We start from the raw sequence: 19,408 nt of genomic DNA, 5'->3' as shown, positions 1-19,408 counted from the left end.
CGTCCAAACGTTCGCTCGGTTCGCGAGAATGCGCCGCGAGCGCCTCGTCCGGGTGCCATCACACCGTTTAACTTTCGTCCGGGGGAAGTGAGCGTCATGACCCTGCACGTGACGAACACGTTGACGGGCGAGAAAGAGCCGTTCGAGCCACGGGACCCCGAGAACGTTCTCCTCTACTACTGTGGCCTGACGGTCTCCGACCCGCCGCATCTGGGCCACGCGCGGTCGTGGGTCCACGTCGACGTCATGCACCGCTGGCTCGAGCACCTCTCATACGACGTGCGTCACGTCGAGAACTTCACCGACGTCAACGAGAAGATCGTCGCCCGCGTCGGCGAGGACGAGTTGGGCGAGGACGAGAGTTCGGTCGCCGAGACCTACATCCAGCGGACGATCGACGACATGCGCTCGCTGAACCTCCTGCGCGCGGAGGTCTACCCGCGGGTGTCCGAACACGTCCCCGAGATCATCGACCTCGTCGAGACCCTGATCGAGAAGGGCTACGCCTACGAGTCCAACGGCTCGGTCTACTTCGACGTCACCAGCTTCGACGAGTACGGCAAGCTCTCGAATCAGGAACTCGGCGAGATCGAGTCACAGGGCGATCCCGACGAGCGCACCGAGAAGCGCAATCCGGCGGACTTCGCCCTCTGGAAGGCCGGCGGCGTCGACGCCGATGCGGTCGCGGAACACCGCCACGAGGGCGTCGACCACGGCGGCGATCCCCCCGAGGGGCTGACCTGGGACTCGCCGTGGGGAGAGGGCCGCCCCGGCTGGCACATCGAGTGCTCTGCGATGAGCATGACCCACCTCGATGAGACCCTGGACATCCACGTCGGCGGCCGGGATCTGGTCTTCCCTCACCACGAAAACGAGATCGCCCAATCCGAGGCGGCGACGGACCAGCAGTTCGCGAACTACTGGCTCCACTGCGAACTGTTCCAGATGGACGAGGAGAAGATGTCCTCGAGTCTGGGCAACTTCGTCACGGTCGAGGAGGCGATCGACCGCTGGGGGACAAACGTCATGCGAACGTTCCTGACCGCCGGCTCCTACAACAGCAAACAGCTCTACTCCGACGAGACGATCGCCGAGGCCGAGGAGCGGTGGGACCAACTCGAGCGGGGCTACGAGGCGGCCGTCGAGGCGCTGGACTCGCCCGATGCGAGTTCGAAGGTCACGGACGAGTCGTTCCGCGACGAGATCGACGGCGCGCGCGAGGCGTTTACGACCGCGATGAACGACGACTTCAACACGCGGGAGGCCCAGTCCGCGCTGCTGTCGGTCGCGACGGCGATCAACCGCCATCTCGAAACCGAGGACGAAGGCGGCGACGGCGATGCTTCCGGGGGCTGCGATTACCGCGGGCTCCGGCGGGCCGTCGAGACGCTCGAGGAACTGGGCGGCGTGCTCGGGCTCTCCTTTGCGGGCGAGACGACGGGGTCGGCGGAACTCGCCGGCGACGTCGTCGATCTCGTACTCGAGGTTCGCGAGCAGGAACGCGAGGCCGGCAACTACGAGCGCGCCGACGAACTGCGCGACGAACTCGAGGGGCTCGGAATCGAAGTGCAGGATACGGACGACGGGTCGACGTACCGGCTGCCCTCCGGCGAGTAACGGCTGTTCCCGTTCCGGTCCCGATCCGGATCTCGATCGGCGACGGCTTCGGTCGCGTTCGACCGGACGCCGGCAGTGACGCGCAGCTGAACGGTCATCAGGGAGTGAAGACCACCGCGGCGCTTATTTCTTCGAGTCTGGTCGGAGTGAGTGATATGGATCGACGGCAGTTCCTCGGCGCGCTCGCGGCAGGCAGTGTCGGTACGGTAGCCGGCTGCCTCAGCGGGTTCGCTGACGACGCGACGACGTTTACCGCGGCACCGGCGCGCGTCTCCGAGGACGCGGCGTCAGAAACCGGCTACGAGTATCGGGGGACGCGCAAACGCGTCGACGAACGACAGGTCGGCGGCGAAGAGATCGAGGCGACGAGCTACCTCAGCACGTACGACCGGTCGATCGACCTGCCGTCCGGACGGTTCGGCGACGAACCGGTTCGGGCCGGCGCGTTCGGCGTGGGCACGACGCCGCAGATCAACGTCGGCGGCGAGGACTTCAACCCGATCAGCGACTTCTCGGACAGGGAGATCGCGGCCCGCATTCAGGACCACTACGAGGGTCTCGAGATCGTCCGCGCCGTCGGCGGCCGGGCGCTCGAGGCGCTGGGTGTCCGATTCTCCCTCGAGTCCTACGAGGGGACCGCGTCGCTACAGGGCGAGTTCGATATCGAGGTCGTCCTCGATATCTTCCGGCGCGAGCACGAGGACGACCACATCGTGGTCGCCGCGATCTACCCCGTCGAGGACGTGCTCCCATCGGAACAGGAGCGGATCGACACGCTGATCCGCGGCCTGCAGAGCTACGACGACCTCGAGGTCGACATCGTCGAGAGCGACGGCTGGGACAGTTCCAGCAACTGAGCCGACTGCGTCGAGGATACCGTTTTTGCTCGCGATTTCGTAGCCCTACAGCCCGATCGCGGTGGCGATCGAGAGCCCGCTCGCGAGCGCGCCGAGCAGGTAGCCGCCGATCGCGCCGCCGTTGAGCAGCGGTAGTCCGGCGTGGGCTCGCCCCTTGAGGACCATCCACATCAGTACGAGCAACCCGGCGATCGTTCCGAGCAGCGCGCCGAGTGCCGGCAGGTTGAGCGCGATTCCGGGAACCGCGAGCGTGCCCACGTCGAGGAAGGCGGCCGCGCTGGCGACGAGAATCGTCGGAATGACCGCGTCACCGAGACCGATGAACAGCGCGTCGCGCTCGAGCGCGCCCGCGTCGGGTTCGTCGGTGTCCGCGTCGGGTTCGTCGGTGTTTGCGTCGGTCTCGGTTTCATCGGACTCGTCGCCGCCGTCCTCGAGAACGTCGTCGGTGCTGCCGGCGGCGAGATAGGAGTACGAGAGGGTCATCGGGATCACGAGGACGACGGGAATCTTGAGGTCCATGACGCCGTCGGCGAGGTCGAGCATGTGTTCGGTGCCGTAGACGCTGATGGCGTCGTAGATCGCGAGCACCGAGAGCAAGACCAGCGCGGGGAGCAGTCCGAAACTGATCCCGAAGAGGGCGGCGGCACCGGCACCCATCACGACCCCGGCGCTGTCGATGACGTACCACTCGGGGTACCACAGCAGCGCCGCACCGACGGCCAGCGAGGCCGCGATCGCGAGGGCGTCGGCGACTCCCCCGGAGACGAACGGCCCGACCAGCGACGGGACGAGTTCGGCGAAGACGTACCACGAGATCATCACGCTGACGCCGACGAGCAAGAGCCTGATGAGGTTGTCCAGATCGTACTTGAACGCGGCGAGCATGAGCCCGGTCGCGACGAGCATGACGCCGACGTAGAGGATGCTGTTGGTCGGATCTTGGGGGTTCTCGACGGCCTGGCGCTCGGACTCGGTAAAGGGCTCGAGCAACGCGAGCGCACCGAGTTGGACGCCGAGAAACAGGAGGACCGTCACGCCGACGGCGGCAAGGATCCGGGTTCGGTCGTTCATGGCGCGGCGTTTGCACCCCGCTCCTATTGGCTTTTCCACTCCGGTTCTCGGGACTCGAGCGACAAATTGCCGGCCCGGGCGAGCGACTCCGGGCTACCGTTACCGTGCCATCGCGGTTCCGCGGTTCCGCGGCTACCGCGCGTACAGCGTCGACCCCACCAGCGACGGCAGGTGGACGCCGTCATCGGGCGTCACCGCCAGATACGGTCTGGAAACGGGGCCGAAGACATCGACGACCCGGCCGACATCCTCGAGGTCGTCGTCGAGGACCATCGTGCCGATCTCGTCGCGGAACGCGTCGGTATCGCCGGCGTCGTCACCGTCGGTGTCGTCCGCCCGGAGGACCGCGAGGCCCTGTGCGGTGCGGACGACGGATCCGACCCGGCGCATCAGTCCCGCATCGCGACGACGTACGCCGCGACGGCTTGCACGAGGTCGTTCTTCGTCGAATCGTCGGCGCCGCGGACGACGACTCGGCCCCGGTCGGCCCAGTGCTCTCGGGAGTAGGACTTGTCCCGCTCGATCGTGGCGTCGTACCCGATCTGCTGGACGGCCTTCGCGATCTCGTCGACCGTCGGTTCCTCGACCGCCAGATCCTCGGACACGCGCCGTCCCTCGGCCCGCGAGAGGGCCGCATCGAGATAGGCGGGCCAGATGACGTTCTCGACCATGCGCGTTGCTGGGAGGGCCGGCGAGTAAACCCTTTTCAAAACGATACGTCGGAATTCGACGCGAGTTCGAACGGAACGCGCGAAAACGGAGCGGTATCGGGGTTCGGACTACCGTCGGCTCGCGACGACCCCGCTGACGGCCAGCACGGCGACCAGCGCGGCGGCGACGCCGAACCCGGGGATGGCGCTCTCGCCGCTCGCGTCGTCGTCAGATCCGTCGTCGCTCTCGGCACCCGCCTCGAGTTCGTCGCTCGCCTGTTCGTAGGCATCGGGGTGGACCGTCTCGACGATGTTCACGATCGCGTCGACGATCCCGGGCGCGGGCTGGCTGATCTGATTCGCGTCGATGGCGAGGACGTTGCCGTCCTGATACGCCGTCGTCGCCTGCACCGACTGGTGGACCGGCGGCTCCTCCCTGTCGTCGGGATGGATGATCCAATCGGGGTTCTCGTCGACCACCGTTTCGGCGTTGATCGTCCCGTAGTCCTCGATTCCGGCGCGCTCAGCGACGTTTTCGACGCCCGCTGTCGTCATCGCTTCGTGAATGAACGTCCCCGTGCCGGCGGTGTAGCCGTCGCCCATCGCGTAGTACGCCAGCGGACGCTCTTCGTCCTCGAGTGCGGTCTCGACGATCTCGAGTTGCTCGTCCATCCAGTCGACGGTCTCCTCGGCCCCGTCACACTCGCCGGTGAGTTCGCCCGTCGTCAGGACGTTGTCGCGGACATCGTCGAGCGATTCGGCGTTATCGAACTGATAGACGGTGAGACCAGCGTTGCGGAGTTGCTCGACGTTCTGGGTCTCGGTCGCGTTGGCGGCCAAGACGAGGTCGGGGTCGAGATCGACCACCCGCTCGGGAACGAGCTGGTAATTGTCGGAGATGGCCGTTCGATCGCCGAGTTCGAGGTCGCTCGTCGCCGGGTTGTTGGGCATCCCGACGAGCCGGTCCTCGGCTCCGATCTCGAACACCGTCTGGGCGTCGCTCGGCTGGAGCGCCACGACCGACTCGGGCGCTTCCTCGAGCGTGATCGTCTCGCCCGTGGCGTCGGTCACCTCGAGGGGAAACTCGCAGTCGGCGGTCGATTCGCCGCCGTCGTTCGACTGCCCGGCTGCGGCGGGCGCGAACGCGGAAACGGCGAGCAATACGGCCAACAGGACGGTAAGTTGTCGTCGCATCGTCCCACCCTCCACCCCACTTCAACAAATATTTGGCTGCTGCAAGCGTGCTTGTCGTGTATGTACCGACCGGCCCGCACGGCGGCGTGGTCGGCCGGACTCCTCGTCCTCCTGGTCGCCGTTACCCTCACCAGCGCCGCGCTCGGCCCGGTCAGGATCGACCTCGTGACGGTCGCGATGGCGGTACTGAACGCGGTCGTCGTCCCCGTGGGCGTGACCGTCGGTAGCGCCTCGCTTCCGCTCCTCGGGGTCTCGGTTCCGGTCCCCGGGCTCGAGTACGCCGCGGTCTTCTCGTTCGATATCCCGGCGACCCGCCAGATCATCGTCGCGGACATTCGGCTGCCACGCATCGCGCTCGCGGCGACGGTCGGGCTCGCACTCGCCGCCGCGGGGACGGTGATGCAGGGGTTCTTTCGGAACCCGCTCGCCGATCCGTCGATCATCGGCGTGTCGTCGGGGGCCGCCGCGGGCGCGGTGGCCGCGATCGCGTTCCCGGCGCTGATTCCCGTCGGCGGCCTCCACCTCTCGGCGTTCGTCGGCGCGCTCGGGACGGCGTTTCTCGTCTACGGGATCGCGACCGACGGCGGGCGGACGCCGGTCGCGACGCTGTTGCTCGCCGGCGTCGCGGTCCAGGCCTTTCTCGGCGCGATGATCTCCTACATGCTCGTCCACAGCGGCGACTCGCTCAGGGAGGCCGTCTTCTGGATGATGGGCCACCTCAACAACAGCCAGTGGAGCGACGTGCAGTTCGCCCTGCCGATCGCGCTGGTCGGCGTGCTGATCCTCTGTGCGTTCCGGCGGGAGCTGAACGTCCTCCTGCTCGGCGAGGAGGACGCCCACCACCTCGGGATCGAGGTCGAGCGGACCAAACTCCTCCTGCTCGCGCTCGCGAGCGTCGTCACCGCCGCCGGCGTCGCGGTCGCGGGCGTCATCGGCTTCGTCGGCCTCGTCGTCCCGCACATCATGCGGCTGATCGTCGGCCCGGACCACCGAATCCTGCTGCCGACCAGCGCACTCGCGGGAGCCTCGTTCCTCGTCGCGACCGACACCCTCGCCCGGGCGGGGCCGGCCGTCGTCCCGGTCGGAGTCATCACGGCGGCGCTCGGGGCGCCGTTCTTCCTGTTCCTGCTCACCCGACGGGAGGTGCACTCGCTGTGAGCGGCCCCGACTCCGAATCCGGGGACGGAATCACCGGCCACGACTCGGCGTCGATCTCGATCGCGGACTGCTCGCTGTCGTTCGGCGACCTCTCGGTACTCGAGGACGTTTCCCTCGAGATCGAGCCGGGGGAGTTCGTCGGCTTCGTCGGGCCGAACGGGGCCGGGAAGACGACGCTGCTCCGGCTCATCAGCGGCGCGCTCGAGCCCGATTCGGGAACGGTCACGATAGACGGCGTCGACGTTCACGACGCGTCCTCGCGGACCTCGAGCCGGCTCGTCTCCGTCGTTCCCCAGGACACGTCGCTCTCGTTTTCGTTCCCCGTCCGGGACGTCGTCGAGATGGGGCGACACCCCCACCGCTCGCGGTTTTCCTCGCCGTCGCCCGAGGACCGCGCCGCGGTCGAGCGCGCCCTCGAGCGGACCCGCACGGCCGACCTCGCGGACCGTCCGATCGACGAGGTCAGCGGCGGCCAGCGCCAACGGGTCGTGCTGGCGCGGGCGATCGCACAGGCGACGCCGGTCATGCTGCTCGACGAGCCGACGGCGAGCCTCGATATCAACCATCAGGTCGAGACCCTCGAGTCGGTCCGCGAACTGGTCGCGGAGGGCCGGACCGTGGTCGCGGCGATCCACGATCTGGATCTGGCCGCGCGCTACTGCGATCGGCTCGTGTTGCTCGCCGACGGCGCGGTCGCTCGAGACGGTCCCCCGTCGGCGGTGGTGACAAGCGGGGCGCTCGCGGACTCGTTCGACGCGAACGCAGTCGTGACGCCGAACCCGGTGACGGGGACCGAGACAGTGACCGCGTTCGCGACCGACCGCGAGGCGGCGTCGCTTCCGGATCGAGTACACGTACTCGGGTCCGGCTCGGCCGCTGCCGGGGTCATCGCCCGCCTCGAGGCCGCGGGCATCGAGGTGACGCTCGGCCCGGTCACGAGCGGCGATTCGGCGGCCGAGACGGCCCGCTCGCTCGGAACCGACGCGCTCGTACTCGAGCCGTTCACGCCGATTTCTTCCGCGGACCGAGCCGATGCCGAGCGGTTGGTTCGCGAGGCCGACGTGGCGGTCGCTGCGGGCGTCGGCGCCACCGGCGGGGAAATCCTCGAGCGACTCGACGGGACGCCACCGCTCGTCGTCGTCGGGGATCGGTCGGCCGCCGATTCGTCGCGTTCGGAGCCCGCGATTCGAAACGCCGCCGACCGGGAGCGGGACCGGAACTGGGACCAGAGTCGAGAGGGAGCGCTCGAGGCGACGACGGAGACGGTCCTCGCGGCGGTCGCCGAAGCGGCCGCGCGATGGACCCAGTCGGCGTCCTCGACTGAGTCGGCCGAGGACTAACGGACCGACCGGCGGGGACGGCCGGACTGGACGGTTTTTTACCCCTCCGCCACCGAGTGGCCGCCAATGACCGAGTACGATTACGAGTCCCTCGGACTCGTCGCCGGGCTGGAGATCCACCAGCAACTCGACACGGCGACGAAGCTGTTCTGCCAGTGTCCGACCGAGCTTCGCGAGCCCGCGGAGTCGACGCGTTCGTTCACGCGCTATCTGCACCCGACCCGGAGCGAACTGGGCGAACTCGACGACGCCGCCGTCGAGGAGAGTAAGGTCGAACGCGAGTTCGAGTACCTCGCCTACGACACGACCTGCCTCGTCGAGGAGGACGACGAACCGCCCCACGAACTCGACGAAGAGGCCCTCGAGACGACCCTCGAGGTCGCCCAGCTCATGGACATGAGCCCGGTCGATCAGGCCCACGTCATGCGCAAGATCGTCGTCGACGGCTCGAACACGACCGGCTTCCAGCGCTCGTCGCTGATCGCCACCGACGGCGAGATCGAGACCAGCGAGGGCACCGTCGGCATCGAGGACATGCTGCTCGAGGAGGAGAGCGCCCAGCGCGTCGAGGAGACTGACGACGGCGTGCGCTACAGCCTCGACCGGTTGGGGATCCCGCTGGTCGAGATCGGCACGAGCCCGGACATCTCGAGCCCCGAACAGGCCCTCGAGGCGGCCGAACGGATCGGGATGCTCCTGCGCTCGACCGGGAAGGTCAAGCGCGGACTGGGGACGATCCGACAGGACGTCAACGTCTCCATCGAGGAGGGCGCTCGCGTCGAGATCAAGGGCGTCCAGAGTCTGGACGATATCGACGACATCGTGCGCAACGAGGTCGCCCGGCAGGCCGAACTCGTCGAGATTCGGGACGAACTCGCGGAGCGCGAGGCGTCTGTCGGCGACGTACAGGACGTGACCGCGGTCTTCGAGGAAACCGAGAGCGGCGTCATCGGCGGCGCGCTCAGTTCGGGTGGTTCCGTGATGGCGGTGCCGCTGTACGACTTTGACGGCATCGTGGGTCGAGAGATCGCCCCCGACCGCCGGCTCGGCACCGAACTCTCGGACCACGCGAAGCGCCACGGCGCGGGCGGGATCTTCCACACCGACGAACTGCCTGCGTACGGGGTCACGGAGGAGGAGGTCGCGGCCCTGCGCGATGCGGTCGGGGCGGGCGAGGCGCAGAGCGCCTCGAATTCGGCGAGCGGCGAGCAGCCGCGAGCCGGCCCCGAGGACGCCGTCGCGATCGTCGCCGCCGACACCGAGATCGCGGAGTCGGCCATCGAGGCCGCCGCAGAGCGGGCCGAAACCGCACTCGAGGGCGTCCCCGAGGAGACCCGCGGCGCGAACGACGACGGGACGACGCGGTACCTGCGGCCGCTGCCCGGTGCGGCGCGGATGTACCCCGAGACGGACGTGCCGCCCGTCGAGCCGGACCCGAGCGAGGTGCCCGAGCCCGAACTGCTGACCGCAAAGGTCGACCGCTATCAGGACGAGTACGACCTCGGCGAGGGGCTGGCCGAACAGGTCGCCTACGGCGAGTACATGCCGCTGTTCGAGGACGTCGTCGCCGACGGTGTCGACCCGACGCTCGCGGCCTCGACGCTCGAGTCGACGCTGACCGAACTGCGCCGGGACGACGTGCCCGTCGAGAAGCTGACTCGGGAGCACCTCGAGGGCGTCCTCCGCATGGTCGAGGACGGCGACCTTCCCAACGAAGGGGTGGGCGCCCTCCTGACGGCACTGGCAGCAGAGCCGGATCGAACTGCCGAAGAAGCCGCCGAGGAAGAAGGACTCGGCGGCGCCGACGAGGACGAGGTCCGGGAGGCGATCGCCGAGGTCGTCGAACGAAACGAGAGTCAGGTCGAAGAAGAGGGCATGCAGGCCTTCTCCGGGCTCATGGGCGAGTGCATGGGCGCGCTGCGCGGGAAGGCGGACGGCGACCTCGTGAGCGAACTCCTGCGCGAAGAAATCCAGAAGCAAGCGTAACGCCGGTCGCGCTCGAGCTACGTCCCGTGTTTCACTCGTCGGTCAGTTCCTCGAGCAGCGTCGCTAACTCGTAGCTCTGGAGCGCGTCGCGTTCCTCGACCGCCGAGATGACGAACGTCGAGTCCGTTCGCTCGACGCCCTCGAGTTGCTCGAACTCGGCGATCAGCCGCTCGACCATCCCGCTATCGCTGAGTCGGGCGATGACGATGAAGTCCGTCTCGCCCATCGTGAAGTAGACGTTCGTGACGCCCTCGACGGTCAGCAGCCGGTCCGCGAACTCCTCGTAGGAGCCCTGATAGTCGGCGTGGATCTCGACCAGCACTGTGACGCCGAGGCCGAGTTCCTCGAGGTCGATGTCGTAGCGGTCGTTTTCGATGATCCCCTCCTCGCGGAGGTTGTTGAGCCGGTAGTGGATCGTCGAGATCGGAATGCCGGTCGCCTCGTGGAGCCGTTCGGGACTCCCCGTCTCGCGTTCAGCGATCGCCTTGAGCAGGCGCACGTCGCGGTCGTCCATAGCGGCGGTACGACCGCGTCACACATATGTTTGCCGACCGATGTAATTGGAGATTTCTACAAGACACACATAGACCGTAGAGCGGTATTCGAAACACATCCATATGTGTGATTTTCAATTCGGCAAACGGCGGTTTCTCGTAGAAGGACCTAAATACGGCCATCAGTTTCGAAGGGAGTATGACAATGTTGCGTTCAGTGCCAGACGGGTACCGCGAAGCGGTGCTCTTTTCGATACTCGCACTCTGTTGGGGAAGTTCGTTCGTCGCGATCGAAGTCGGCCTCGAGTACGTCCCGCCGCTGTTGTTCGCCGGCGCTCGGTACGCGATCGCGGGCGCGATCGTCTTCGGGTACGCGGCCGTCGCGAGCGATCGGCTCCGGCCGGTCGGCCGGGCGGAGTGGGCGGCCGTCGCCATCGCCGGCGTGTTCGTCATCGCGCTCTACCACGGCCTCCTGTATCTCGGCGAGTTGTACGTCTCGGGGGCGGTTGCGGCGACCATCGTCAGCACGGCCCCGATACTGACGGCGGCGTTCGCCGGCGTCTTGCTCCCGGAGGAGCGGCTGGCACCCGCCGGCGTCGCGGGCTTCGTGCTCGGACTGGTCGGCGTGATCGCCGTCGTCCAGCCCACCTCGGTCGGGCTCGAAAGCAACATCGCCGTCGGTGCCGTCCTGGTGTTCGGTTCGGCGGTCGCGTTCGCCCTCGGAGGCGTCCTCGTTCGGCCGCTCGACTCGGCGCTGCCGATCGAGACCCTGCAGGCGTGGGCGATGCTCATCGGTGCCGGCGTCTTGCTGGGTTGGTCGGTCCTCCGCGGAGAGTCGGTCGCGTCGGTCGAACTGACCCGCGAGATGCTGCTCTCCTTTGGCTACCTGACGATCGTCTCCGGCGCGTTCGCGTTCTTCCTCTACTTCGAACTGCTCGAGCAAACCGGAGCGACGCAGGTCGTCCTCGTCAGCTACGCCGAACCGGTGGTGGCGATGGGTGTGAGCTGGGTCGCCTTGGGCTATCTCGTCGATTCGCTCACGCTCGTCGGCCTGCTGACGATCCTCGCGGGGTTCGTCGTCATCAAACGCACCGCACTTCGATCCCTGCTTCGCTCGGTGCTCGAGGGGCACTCGACCGCGACGTCGTGATCACGGCTCCGGCCGGTCTCGTCCGACAGAAGCCGACGGCATCACTGCTGCCGTTCGATTCCCGATTGTTCCGGACAGTCACGCCGACCGGCTACAGCCCAGATCTGCGTCGTCGAAAACATTTATCCGGATACACATTGCCGACTCACGTGACCGATGACTGCAACGAGAGACACTGACCCAGCGGAACTCACTGCGGTGTGTCACGTGCGTGCGCCGCTGCTGCTCGAGCCGGTCGACCGGCAGATCGAGACCCTGCAGGCCTGCGAATCCGAAGGGGCGATCGACGACCTGCTGCTCCGGAGTTGGCCGAAGGAGGTCGCGCTGTCCGAGGAGAGCCCTCATCAGGAAGTCCTCGCGAACTACGAGCGGTTCCTGCAGTGGGCCGACGAGCGAGGCGTGACGGTTCGCCCGCCGTTCCGGGAGCGCTCGACGACCTCACAGGTCACCGGGACGACCCGGGAGCTGCTCGTGACGCCGCTGGTGTGTCTCGAACTCTACGCCGACGACGAACTAGTCGGCGTCTTCCCCCACTCCGACGAGGCGACCGAGGAGACCTACACCACCGACGAGGCGATCGCGACGCTTCGAACCGGCGAGATCCCGACGCCGTTCGGCTCCGTCGACGAGACGGACGCGGACCTCGAGTCGGCGACCTCGAGTACCTGCCCCGACTGCGGCGGGTCCCTGATCGACGGGCAGGGGCTGTTCACCTGTGGGGACTGCGGATGGGCCGGGACCGTCACCGAAACCGGGCGGTACGAGTCACAGTCAGAGCAGTCGGAACAGGGGAGCGAGCAGTCGGTCGCCGAACCGCGATCGCGATAGACGAACGCGGCGGTGTGCGAACGTGCCGGCCTGTGACAGGTCACAGCGATTCTTCCGAACCTACTCTCGAGCGAACTCCCCGCCGTACTCGGCGTCGATTTCGACCGTCGATCCGGTCGTGACGAAGTCGACGGTTTTCGCCTCCGTTCCGAGCGCCGACTCGAGGCGCGCTTTGTCGACGCTGGCCTCGCTGCTGTAGGTGACGATGGCGCTCGCGGTCGCGGCCGCATCGGTGCCGGTCACCGCGAGTTGCTGGTGGATACCGAATGCCCCGTCGAGGGCTCCGAATTCGAACTGGAGACTCTCCTCGTCGGTCGCTTGGTCGCTCGAGAGGGTTTCCGAAGCGAATTCGTCGCTGTCGGTGTACAGACAGCACGCGATCCCGCCGTTCTCGCCGGCCCGGAGCAACCGCTCGAACTTCCCGTCTGCCTCGTGTTTCGGCTCCTGGTCGCCGGCGGCCGTCGCGACCGTTCGCTCGACGGCCGCGACCGGATCGAAGCCGGCGTCGCTGCCGTTCGGATAGGAGTAGGCGTAGATGTCGTCCGCGACGCCGACCACCTCGTCGCTCCCGTCGTCGGTGTAGACCGCATACGCGTCCGTCTCGGCCGCGACGGAGTAGCTCGCGCTCTCGAGGTCGGTCGCGAGGCCGTCGCGGTCGTACGAGCCGACGAACGCGTACACACCGTCGGCGTAGACGAACTGCTCCTCACCGTCGGGCGTTTCGTTGTTGTCGAGGTAGGCGTCCCGGCCGGTCGAGGAACTGAGTTGCTGAATCGCGAACGAACAGAGGAGCGCGATGACGACCGGATTCCCGACGAGCGGGTCCGTCGGCTCCTCGCCAGCTTCGGCACCCTCGTCCTCGAGCAGGGTGTTCATCGTCCCGACATCGATCGAGCCGTAGAAGTAGGCGGCGCGATCGTTCGTCGGCAGCATCGAGGCGTACGGCGGGAGGTCGCCGTCGATCGTCTCGTTCGAGCCGTCGTCCTCGTCGGTCGCTCCGTTGCCGTTCCCGTCGGACGTCTCCGAACAGCCGGCGAGGAGTGCCATCCCACCGCCCAGCAGACTCAACGCTTTCCGTCGGCGAAATTCAGTCATCCTATGGTGGTGCTTACTGCGACCGTATTACTGTACTGGCCGCCGAGAGCGGCTGTTTTGAGGAGATTGACAGGTGTCGGGTGCGGTCAGTCCTCGGCCGGGCGCTCGGTCGCTCGCCGGAGGAGCCCCAGCATCGTATTCGCCTCGCGCTCGGTCAGATCGGCCCGGCCGAACACCCGGCGGAGCATCCGCATCGTCTTGTCGCGCTTTTCCTCCGGGCGGTTGATCTCCTCGAGGAGTGCCGCCCACTGGTCGTAGAGCCGATCGACGGTGGGCTCGGGGGCGCGGACGCGCTCGAGGTCGGGCAGCTGCGTGTCGTCGTCCCCGAGGGCGAGCGATCGGAGTTCGTAGAGCGTGATCGTCGCGGCCTGCCCGAGATTGAGGACGGGGTATTCGGCGTTCGCGGGAATCGAGCAGATCTCGTCGATTCGCGAGAGTTCTTCGTTCGTCAGGCCGACCCGTTCGCGGCCGAAGACGAGCGCGGTCGGTGCCTCGACGGTCGGCAGCCGGTCGGCCAGATCGGCGGGCGTCGAGTAGGGGAATCGAACGTGGCCGTGGTCGTCCTCGTTGGTCACCGCGGTACAGCCGATCGTGTGGTAGTTCTCGGCGAGGTGGTCGAAACTGATCTCCGTGGCGTTCGGGAGAATATCCTCTCGAGCGTGGCCCGCGTAGCCGTAGGCCTCGCCATCGGGATCGAGTTCCGGCGGATCGACGAGCAGGAGGTCCTCGAAGCCGAAGTTCTTCATCGCGCGGGCGATCGTTCCGACGTTGCCGGGCGACTGGGCGTCGACGACGGCGACGGCGGGCGGCGTTCGATCCGCGGGACGCCCGGTATCCGACGTGTCGTCACTCATCGGTCTGTGACGTGCGGGACGAATCCGCGTCCGATTGTTCGATGCCGGTTCGACTTTGGCTTTGATTCCGACTCCGCCTTCGGAGATGACGGTTCCCTCCGACTGAGACGGTGTGACGATGTGCGTTCATAGCCGGAGTACCGAGCGGGAACGCAAAAAGGAGCGCGTTCGATTCCCGATCCATCGACTGTTCATGCTAGAGTTTATCTTACTATACTTGTTGTACTTGTTTTGTTGTTCTTGTTTTCTCACTAGTGAGTACTAGTAACTAGATTCTAGAAGTTATTGTCTACATAGAGATAGGTATGGAGGGTGGAAAATACGTACCCGCTGTTAGAACAAACTTATACCGGTATATCCGGACTATTGCCCGAGTCGTAATCGCTACACGACACATGAGAGAGGGACACACCCCCCTCGCGTTTGTAAGTCGAATAATGTGTGGCGGTATTGTTTCGGAACACACCGTTGTCGCGGCTGTAAAATCGTCCTGAAATCGGCATCAATCGCCGGATATCTCCGGATAACTCGTCCCCATCCCCACCGTCTCGCCGTTACAAACGCGACGGGGGTGGGTGTCCCCTGCGGGACCGGCGGATCGTTCGCTCGCTCCGTTCTCGAGTCGACATCTCGTTGAACCCGCGGATAACTGTCCTCGCGCATACCGCGGGAAGTTGCTCCCGGGATCGGGGCTATGAGGGCCATCACCGGCCGCATACCGCGATAATTACATCCGCGACGGGGGTGTCCGTCTCCGATCGCGCCCGGATCCACGGTTAGAAGCGCGAGGGAGGCGCCGGGACTGTATATGAGTCATGCCGCCGTTGTCCCTCACTCGAGTCGCTGAGACGGGTGGTTTACACCCGCGATCGATCCCCACATCTTTATTTCAATCCAGTTGGAAGGAGGCGGGTACTGCAATGTCCGCCAACGACGATCGAGACCCGCTCTTTCGGTACGACGATCCGGTTTTCGCCGACGAGCGCCTGCTCGAGATCACGCACCTGCCTGGTCCGGATCGGATCGTCGGTCGCGACGAGCAGATGCAACGGGTTGCGGACGCCCTGAATCCGGCGATCTTCGGGAGCGAGCCCAACCACCTGTTCATCTTCGGCAAGACCGGCACCGGCAAATCACTCATCTCGCGGTCGGTGACACAGCGAGTGATCACCGAGGCCGGCCACGACGATATCACGGTCAAGTACGCCTTCATCGACTGCGGCGAGCAGAACACCGAGGCGTCCATCGTCAAGACGATCGCCCAGATCGTCAACGAACCCGACGCGAGCGGGGTCACCGTCCCCGACCGCGGCCTCGGCACCGGCGACTACTACAAGCGCCTCTGGCAGGCCGTCGACCACTGTACCGACGTCACCATCGTCATCTTAGACGAGATCGACATGCTCGAGGACGACGAGGTCCTCCGCAAACTCTCCCGTGCGGGCGAGAACCGACGCATTTCGGACTCGAGTATCGGTATCATCGGCATCTCGAACAAGATCGACTTCCCCGATCACCTCTCCGAGCGGGTCAAATCGAGTCTCTCGCGGGACGAACTCGTCTTCTCGCCGTACGACGCGAACCAACTCGTCGAAATTCTCGAGAAGCGCCGCGACGCCTTCCACGACGGGGTGCTCTCCGACGATGTGATTCCGCTCACGGCCGCACTGGCCGCCCAGGAACACGGCGACGCGCGCAAGGCGATCGACATCCTCCGGAACGCGGGGCGCATCGCGAAGAAGCGAAACGATACGCGGGTCACGGCGGACCACGTCCGCGACGCCAAGGAGAAGACCGAGGCCGACCGGTTCAACGAATTGATCGAGGGGTCGCCACAGCAGGCCAAGGCGATCCTTTACTCGCTGACGCTGCTGACCGAGAACAGCTCGGAGAAGGAGTTCCCGACGAAGATCATCTACAACCAGTACAAGGAGGTCGCCAGCCGACTTGACTTCGATGTGCTTTCCGAACGGCGAGTACAGGAAATTCTGCAGGAACAGAACTTCCTCAACGTGATCCAGTCGGAACGTGAGGGCCGCGGTCGCGGCCGCGGTGCACACGCGAAACACCGCCTGCTCGAGAACCCCTCGATCGTCAGGAAGGTGCTCCTACGGGACTCGCGGTTAGCCGTGCTCGAGGACGAGGACGGGGACTAACAGTTCGATCGGCTCGCTTGCCGACCGCTCGTTTCGATTCTCTCTTGCTCCTTTCAACTCCCACCCGTTGTGTTTCTGCCCGGTCGTTCCGAAAATCGTCTCAGATCGAACGGCATATTTGGACACAATAATACGAATGTTTGACTATCTCGAAGAGAGTGAAATTTTATAACTACCTCTCTCGACGTGAGACTATAAACAGATGTCGAACTTCGTGAAAGAGCTACAATCGGTAGCGATGGAGATACCGGGGGAGACGGCGGTAGAGTGCGAGGAGCCGATGACGTTTTCGCAACTCTGGTCCGCGACGGACTCGTTCGCGGGCGGCCTTCAGGATAGAGAGATCACGACCGGGGACAGGGTTGCGGTTCATACGTCCGATCCGCGCTCGTTTCTCATCGCGGTTTACGGAACGCTCAGAGCCGGCTGCGTTCCCGTGACGCTCCCCGCGTGCTACGAGAACAGGGCGGTCAGACGGGTCCTGAGCGAGACAGAGGCGAAGGCGCTCGTCACGGACTCGAGTCCGATCATGTCGCTGTTGACCAGTAGCGAAGCGCTGCGCGTCGCCGTTACCGTTGATACCGACACCCGGATGGGCGTCTCGCTCTCGTCGCTGCTCGAGGACGGGAGCATGAACGGCTCGAACTCGCGGACCGGAATCGACGTGGTGCGTCGACCGGACGACGCGCCTGCACTGATCGCGTACGTCGACCGAGACACCGCGCCGCCCGTCGACCGGGGTGACGAAGCGCCACTCGCCGTCGTCTACACGCATGCGACGCTCACCGCCGCCGCGACCGCTGGGGCGTCGCTCCGCCCGGAGGGTGCCGACGGCGCTGACGGCGACCTCGAGTCCCACTGCAGCGGACTCCAGCTTTCGAACCCGATCGAATTCATGTACGGAGCGAACGCGACGCTTACCGACGGCGGACGGTACCACCCGATCGCGGAGCCGGATTCGGAGGCGATTCGCTCGCTGATCGTGACGGCCGATATCGATCGGACGTTCCTCACCCCACAGCAGTACCGCGACCTCCGGGCGAGCGATCTCTCGACCGAGGAGTACGACCTCACCGTCGTCGAGTCGACGCCAACCGCCATCGGCGGACAGTCCGGCGATACCGGCGACGCCGACCGGCTCTTCGGGCTTCCGGAGACCGGTCTCACCCACCGTAGAACGCCGGACGACCTCGAGTCCGGGACGATCGGAACACCGCTTTCAGACGTTCGAGCGCGAGTCCTCGAGCGCGCCGACGGCGACGAACTCGCGGTCGCCGGCCCGGCGCTCATGGACGGCTACTTCGAGCGATCGAGCCTGACCGACGAGATGACCGAGACGCTCGACGAGGCTCACTGGATTGCGACCGGCGTCCCGGTGCAGTCCCGGAACGACGAGATCGTCCTCGCAACGGAATCGGACGCCGCTCGAGCCGCGTCGACGCGGTGACCGTCGCTCCGTCGCGATGGTGAGCCCGCTGCGAGGCGATACCGGTTCGCCGGAACCGCGGTGCCTTTTTGTCTCGCTTCCTCACTCGGGGTATGAACAGCGTCGACGCCGCCGGCTTGGGGATCGGTGACGACCATCCGCCCCGGATCATGGGCGTCCTGAACGTCAGCGAGGAGTCGCCCTACGATCCGAGCGTCTACGACGACCCCGGCGAGGCGGCACGGTACGTCGACGAGTCCCTGATCGGCGAGGGTGCCGACATCGTCGATGTCGGCCTCGAGTCGGCGAACAAGCGGTTCGACGTGCTCTCGGCCGAGGAGGAACTCGAGCGGCTCCACGTCGCGCTCGAAACCATCGAGAGCGTCTCCGGCGATGCGATCTTCTCGATCGAGACGCGGTATGCCGAGGTGGCCGACGAGGCGATCTCGCGGGGGTTCGACATGGTCAACGACATCTGCGGCTTCGCCGACCCCGAGATGCCGACCGTCTGCGAGGACCACGACGTCGCGGTCGCGAAGATGGCGAGCCCGCCGGACCTCGAGCGGCCGGGTGCCGTCGAGGAGACCGACTGGGCAGAGCGGAAGTCCCCGGAGTGGGCGTCGCAGGCAGGGTACGTCGAGCAGGTCTACGAGGCGCTCAAACAGAACGGCCTGACGGACAAGACGATCGTCGACCCCGCCTTCGGCGGCTGGAGCGAGGCCCAGACCCTCGAGGACGACCGCGAGACCTTCCGCCGACTGCGGGAGTTCCGCGCGCTCGAGCGGCCGATGCTGGTCTCGATCAACCGGAAGAACTTCCTCGGCGAGATCGCGGGCCGCGAGACCGACGAGCGGCTGCCGGTCAGCCTCGCGGCGACCTCGATGGCCGTCGAGCGCGGCGCACACGTCATTCGGACCCACGACGTGGCCGAGACCCGGGACGCGGCGCTGATCGGGGACGCCTTCACCGAGCGTGCGAGCGTCGCCGGCGACGGGGTCGCGGTCTCGCAACTGGACGTTCATTCGACCCGCGAGTTCCGGGCACAGCTCAGAGAGCGCGGCGTCGACCCCGCGTTCGCCGACGACTGGCGGACTCAACTGCTCGAGGTCGAGGGTCTCGACGCCGATGCAAGCGAGCGGCTGCTCGCGGTCGCGGCGGAGCACGGCGCGGATGTCCAACGCGCGTCTGACGGTGATCTCCTCCTCATGGGATCGGAGACGAGTATTTCCGACGTATCAGAACGTCTCGAAGACGAAAGCGGCCGCCTTAGCGATATCGGAGCGAAGCTGTCAAAGCTGCTGCGTTAAGAGAAAGCTTATGCCGGATGCTTCGAAAGGTGGGAGTGGACGCCGGGCGGCCTCCCGGGTAGGGGTACTTTGGAGGCGACCCCCGGCCCATAACACGGAATTATTGTGGTACTACGTTGCCCAGTGACGACTGGGTCCCTCGCGAGGAACTGACAGATACCGAACTGGACGAGCCGCTGTGCCGGCGTGGTCGACGCGACCCATCGCCGACCGATCCGAACGGAC

The 19,408-nt window shown here is 66.2% G+C and carries 16 protein-coding genes and 1 pseudogene; 10 read left to right on the top strand and 7 right to left on the bottom strand.

The window, feature by feature from the left end; genetic code table 11:
- Nucleotides 1-96: 96 nt before the first annotated feature.
- Nucleotides 97-1,617, top strand: a complete 1,521-nt coding sequence (gene cysS / locus FEJ81_RS10505) for a cysteine--tRNA ligase (RefSeq protein ID WP_138245246.1) — start codon at nucleotides 97-99, stop codon at nucleotides 1,615-1,617.
- Between the two features lie 155 nt (nucleotides 1,618-1,772).
- Entirely contained in the window at nucleotides 1,773-2,474 is a 702-nt protein-coding gene (locus FEJ81_RS10500; protein ID WP_138245245.1) for a DUF6517 family protein, read from the top strand.
- 45 nt (nucleotides 2,475-2,519) lie between these two features.
- On the opposite strand, the gene FEJ81_RS10495 is transcribed toward FEJ81_RS10500, so the two are convergent.
- The 4 genes from FEJ81_RS10495 to FEJ81_RS10480 form a co-directional block, all read right to left on the bottom strand.
- A complete protein-coding gene (locus FEJ81_RS10495) occupies nucleotides 2,520-3,545 on the bottom strand; it encodes a presenilin family intramembrane aspartyl protease PSH (protein ID WP_138245244.1) in 1,026 nt (341 codons plus the stop codon).
- 132 nt (nucleotides 3,546-3,677) lie between these two features.
- Nucleotides 3,678-3,935, bottom strand: coding sequence for an H/ACA ribonucleoprotein complex subunit GAR1 (locus FEJ81_RS10490; protein ID WP_138245243.1), 258 nt, complete (start codon nucleotides 3,933-3,935; stop codon nucleotides 3,678-3,680).
- Nucleotides 3,935-4,216, bottom strand: a complete 282-nt coding sequence (gene srp19 / locus FEJ81_RS10485; RefSeq protein ID WP_138245242.1) for a signal recognition particle subunit SRP19 — start codon at nucleotides 4,214-4,216, stop codon at nucleotides 3,935-3,937. The genes FEJ81_RS10490 and srp19 overlap by 1 nt, the downstream gene beginning before the upstream one ends.
- A 108-nt stretch (nucleotides 4,217-4,324) precedes the next feature.
- Nucleotides 4,325-5,389 (bottom strand): PGF-CTERM-anchored ABC transporter substrate-binding protein, encoded by a 1,065-nt coding sequence (locus tag FEJ81_RS10480; protein ID WP_138245241.1) that lies wholly within the window; start codon nucleotides 5,387-5,389, stop codon nucleotides 4,325-4,327.
- Nucleotides 5,390-5,449: 60 nt separating this feature from the next.
- Between FEJ81_RS10480 and btuC the strand changes: the two genes are divergently transcribed.
- The 3 genes and pseudogenes from btuC to gatE all read left to right on the top strand — a co-directional run bounded on the left by btuC (nucleotide 5,450) and on the right by gatE (nucleotide 9,873).
- Nucleotides 5,450-6,547: a vitamin B12 ABC transporter permease BtuC gene (btuC, locus tag FEJ81_RS10475; RefSeq protein WP_138245240.1), complete on the top strand. Its 1,098-nt coding sequence runs from the start codon at nucleotides 5,450-5,452 to the stop codon at nucleotides 6,545-6,547.
- A gap of 110 nt (nucleotides 6,548-6,657) precedes the next feature.
- A pseudogene (locus FEJ81_RS10470) lies at nucleotides 6,658-7,887 on the top strand (ATP-binding cassette domain-containing protein); the annotation flags it as partial.
- Between the two features lie 66 nt (nucleotides 7,888-7,953).
- Nucleotides 7,954-9,873, top strand: coding sequence for a Glu-tRNA(Gln) amidotransferase subunit GatE (gene gatE, locus FEJ81_RS10465; RefSeq protein WP_138245238.1), 1,920 nt, complete (start codon nucleotides 7,954-7,956; stop codon nucleotides 9,871-9,873).
- Between the two features lie 31 nt (nucleotides 9,874-9,904).
- On the opposite strand, the gene FEJ81_RS10460 is transcribed toward gatE, so the two are convergent.
- Nucleotides 9,905-10,387, bottom strand: a complete 483-nt coding sequence (locus FEJ81_RS10460; protein ID WP_138245237.1) for an Lrp/AsnC family transcriptional regulator — start codon at nucleotides 10,385-10,387, stop codon at nucleotides 9,905-9,907.
- Nucleotides 10,388-10,566: 179 nt separating this feature from the next.
- Between FEJ81_RS10460 and FEJ81_RS10455 the strand changes: the two genes are divergently transcribed.
- Together FEJ81_RS10455 and FEJ81_RS10450 are read left to right on the top strand one after the other, a co-directional pair.
- Complete coding sequence (locus FEJ81_RS10455; protein WP_138245236.1) at nucleotides 10,567-11,517, top strand: DMT family transporter; 951 nt, start codon at nucleotides 10,567-10,569, stop codon at nucleotides 11,515-11,517.
- Between the two features lie 156 nt (nucleotides 11,518-11,673).
- On the top strand, nucleotides 11,674-12,345 hold the full coding sequence (locus FEJ81_RS10450) for an HTH domain-containing protein (RefSeq protein WP_138245235.1): 672 nt from the start codon (nucleotides 11,674-11,676) through the stop codon (nucleotides 12,343-12,345).
- Between the two features lie 60 nt (nucleotides 12,346-12,405).
- On the opposite strand, the gene FEJ81_RS10445 is transcribed toward FEJ81_RS10450, so the two are convergent.
- Nucleotides 12,406-13,440, bottom strand: coding sequence for a hypothetical protein (locus FEJ81_RS10445; RefSeq protein WP_138245234.1), 1,035 nt, complete (start codon nucleotides 13,438-13,440; stop codon nucleotides 12,406-12,408).
- Between the two features lie 86 nt (nucleotides 13,441-13,526).
- Nucleotides 13,527-14,294 carry an RNA methyltransferase gene (locus tag FEJ81_RS10440; protein ID WP_138245233.1) on the bottom strand — a complete coding sequence of 256 codons (768 nt, stop codon included), beginning with the start codon at nucleotides 14,292-14,294 and terminating at the stop codon, nucleotides 13,527-13,529.
- Between the two features lie 920 nt (nucleotides 14,295-15,214).
- On the opposite strand from FEJ81_RS10440, the gene FEJ81_RS10435 reads away from it, so the two are divergent.
- The 3 genes from FEJ81_RS10435 to folP all read left to right on the top strand — a co-directional run bounded on the left by FEJ81_RS10435 (nucleotide 15,215) and on the right by folP (nucleotide 19,183).
- Nucleotides 15,215-16,450 carry a Cdc6/Cdc18 family protein gene (locus tag FEJ81_RS10435; protein ID WP_138245232.1) on the top strand — a complete coding sequence of 412 codons (1,236 nt, stop codon included), beginning with the start codon at nucleotides 15,215-15,217 and terminating at the stop codon, nucleotides 16,448-16,450.
- 202 nt (nucleotides 16,451-16,652) lie between these two features.
- Nucleotides 16,653-17,897, top strand: coding sequence for a class I adenylate-forming enzyme family protein (locus tag FEJ81_RS10430; RefSeq protein WP_138245231.1), 1,245 nt, complete (start codon nucleotides 16,653-16,655; stop codon nucleotides 17,895-17,897).
- Nucleotides 17,898-17,989: 92 nt separating this feature from the next.
- On the top strand, nucleotides 17,990-19,183 hold the full coding sequence (gene folP, locus FEJ81_RS10425; protein WP_138245230.1) for a dihydropteroate synthase: 1,194 nt from the start codon (nucleotides 17,990-17,992) through the stop codon (nucleotides 19,181-19,183).
- Nucleotides 19,184-19,408 lie beyond the last annotated feature (225 nt).

Origin of the sequence: Natrinema versiforme (genome assembly GCF_005576615.1) — an archaeon.
Taxonomy (GTDB): Archaea; Halobacteriota; Halobacteria; order Halobacteriales; family Natrialbaceae; genus Natrinema; species Natrinema versiforme_A.
This window is presented reverse-complemented; position numbering and strand designations above follow the sequence as displayed.

Coding starts and splice junctions, on each gene's coding strand:
- FEJ81_RS10445 (WP_138245234.1), bottom strand. CDS start 13,440: ATGACTGAATTTCGCCGACGGAAAGCGTTGAGTCTGCTGGGCGGTGGG.
- FEJ81_RS10500 (WP_138245245.1), top strand. CDS start 1,773: ATGGATCGACGGCAGTTCCTCGGCGCGCTCGCGGCAGGCAGTGTCGGT.
- FEJ81_RS10435 (WP_138245232.1), top strand. CDS start 15,215: ATGTCCGCCAACGACGATCGAGACCCGCTCTTTCGGTACGACGATCCG.
- srp19 (WP_138245242.1), bottom strand. CDS start 4,216: ATGGTCGAGAACGTCATCTGGCCCGCCTATCTCGATGCGGCCCTCTCG.
- cysS (WP_138245246.1), top strand. CDS start 97: ATGACCCTGCACGTGACGAACACGTTGACGGGCGAGAAAGAGCCGTTC.
- folP (WP_138245230.1), top strand. CDS start 17,990: ATGAACAGCGTCGACGCCGCCGGCTTGGGGATCGGTGACGACCATCCG.
- FEJ81_RS10455 (WP_138245236.1), top strand. CDS start 10,567: ATGACAATGTTGCGTTCAGTGCCAGACGGGTACCGCGAAGCGGTGCTC.
- FEJ81_RS10430 (WP_138245231.1), top strand. CDS start 16,653: ATGTCGAACTTCGTGAAAGAGCTACAATCGGTAGCGATGGAGATACCG.
- FEJ81_RS10440 (WP_138245233.1), bottom strand. CDS start 14,294: ATGAGTGACGACACGTCGGATACCGGGCGTCCCGCGGATCGAACGCCG.
- FEJ81_RS10495 (WP_138245244.1), bottom strand. CDS start 3,545: ATGAACGACCGAACCCGGATCCTTGCCGCCGTCGGCGTGACGGTCCTC.
- gatE (WP_138245238.1), top strand. CDS start 7,954: ATGACCGAGTACGATTACGAGTCCCTCGGACTCGTCGCCGGGCTGGAG.
- FEJ81_RS10490 (WP_138245243.1), bottom strand. CDS start 3,935: ATGCGCCGGGTCGGATCCGTCGTCCGCACCGCACAGGGCCTCGCGGTC.
- FEJ81_RS10460 (WP_138245237.1), bottom strand. CDS start 10,387: ATGGACGACCGCGACGTGCGCCTGCTCAAGGCGATCGCTGAACGCGAG.
- btuC (WP_138245240.1), top strand. CDS start 5,450: ATGTACCGACCGGCCCGCACGGCGGCGTGGTCGGCCGGACTCCTCGTC.
- FEJ81_RS10450 (WP_138245235.1), top strand. CDS start 11,674: ATGACTGCAACGAGAGACACTGACCCAGCGGAACTCACTGCGGTGTGT.
- FEJ81_RS10480 (WP_138245241.1), bottom strand. CDS start 5,389: ATGCGACGACAACTTACCGTCCTGTTGGCCGTATTGCTCGCCGTTTCC.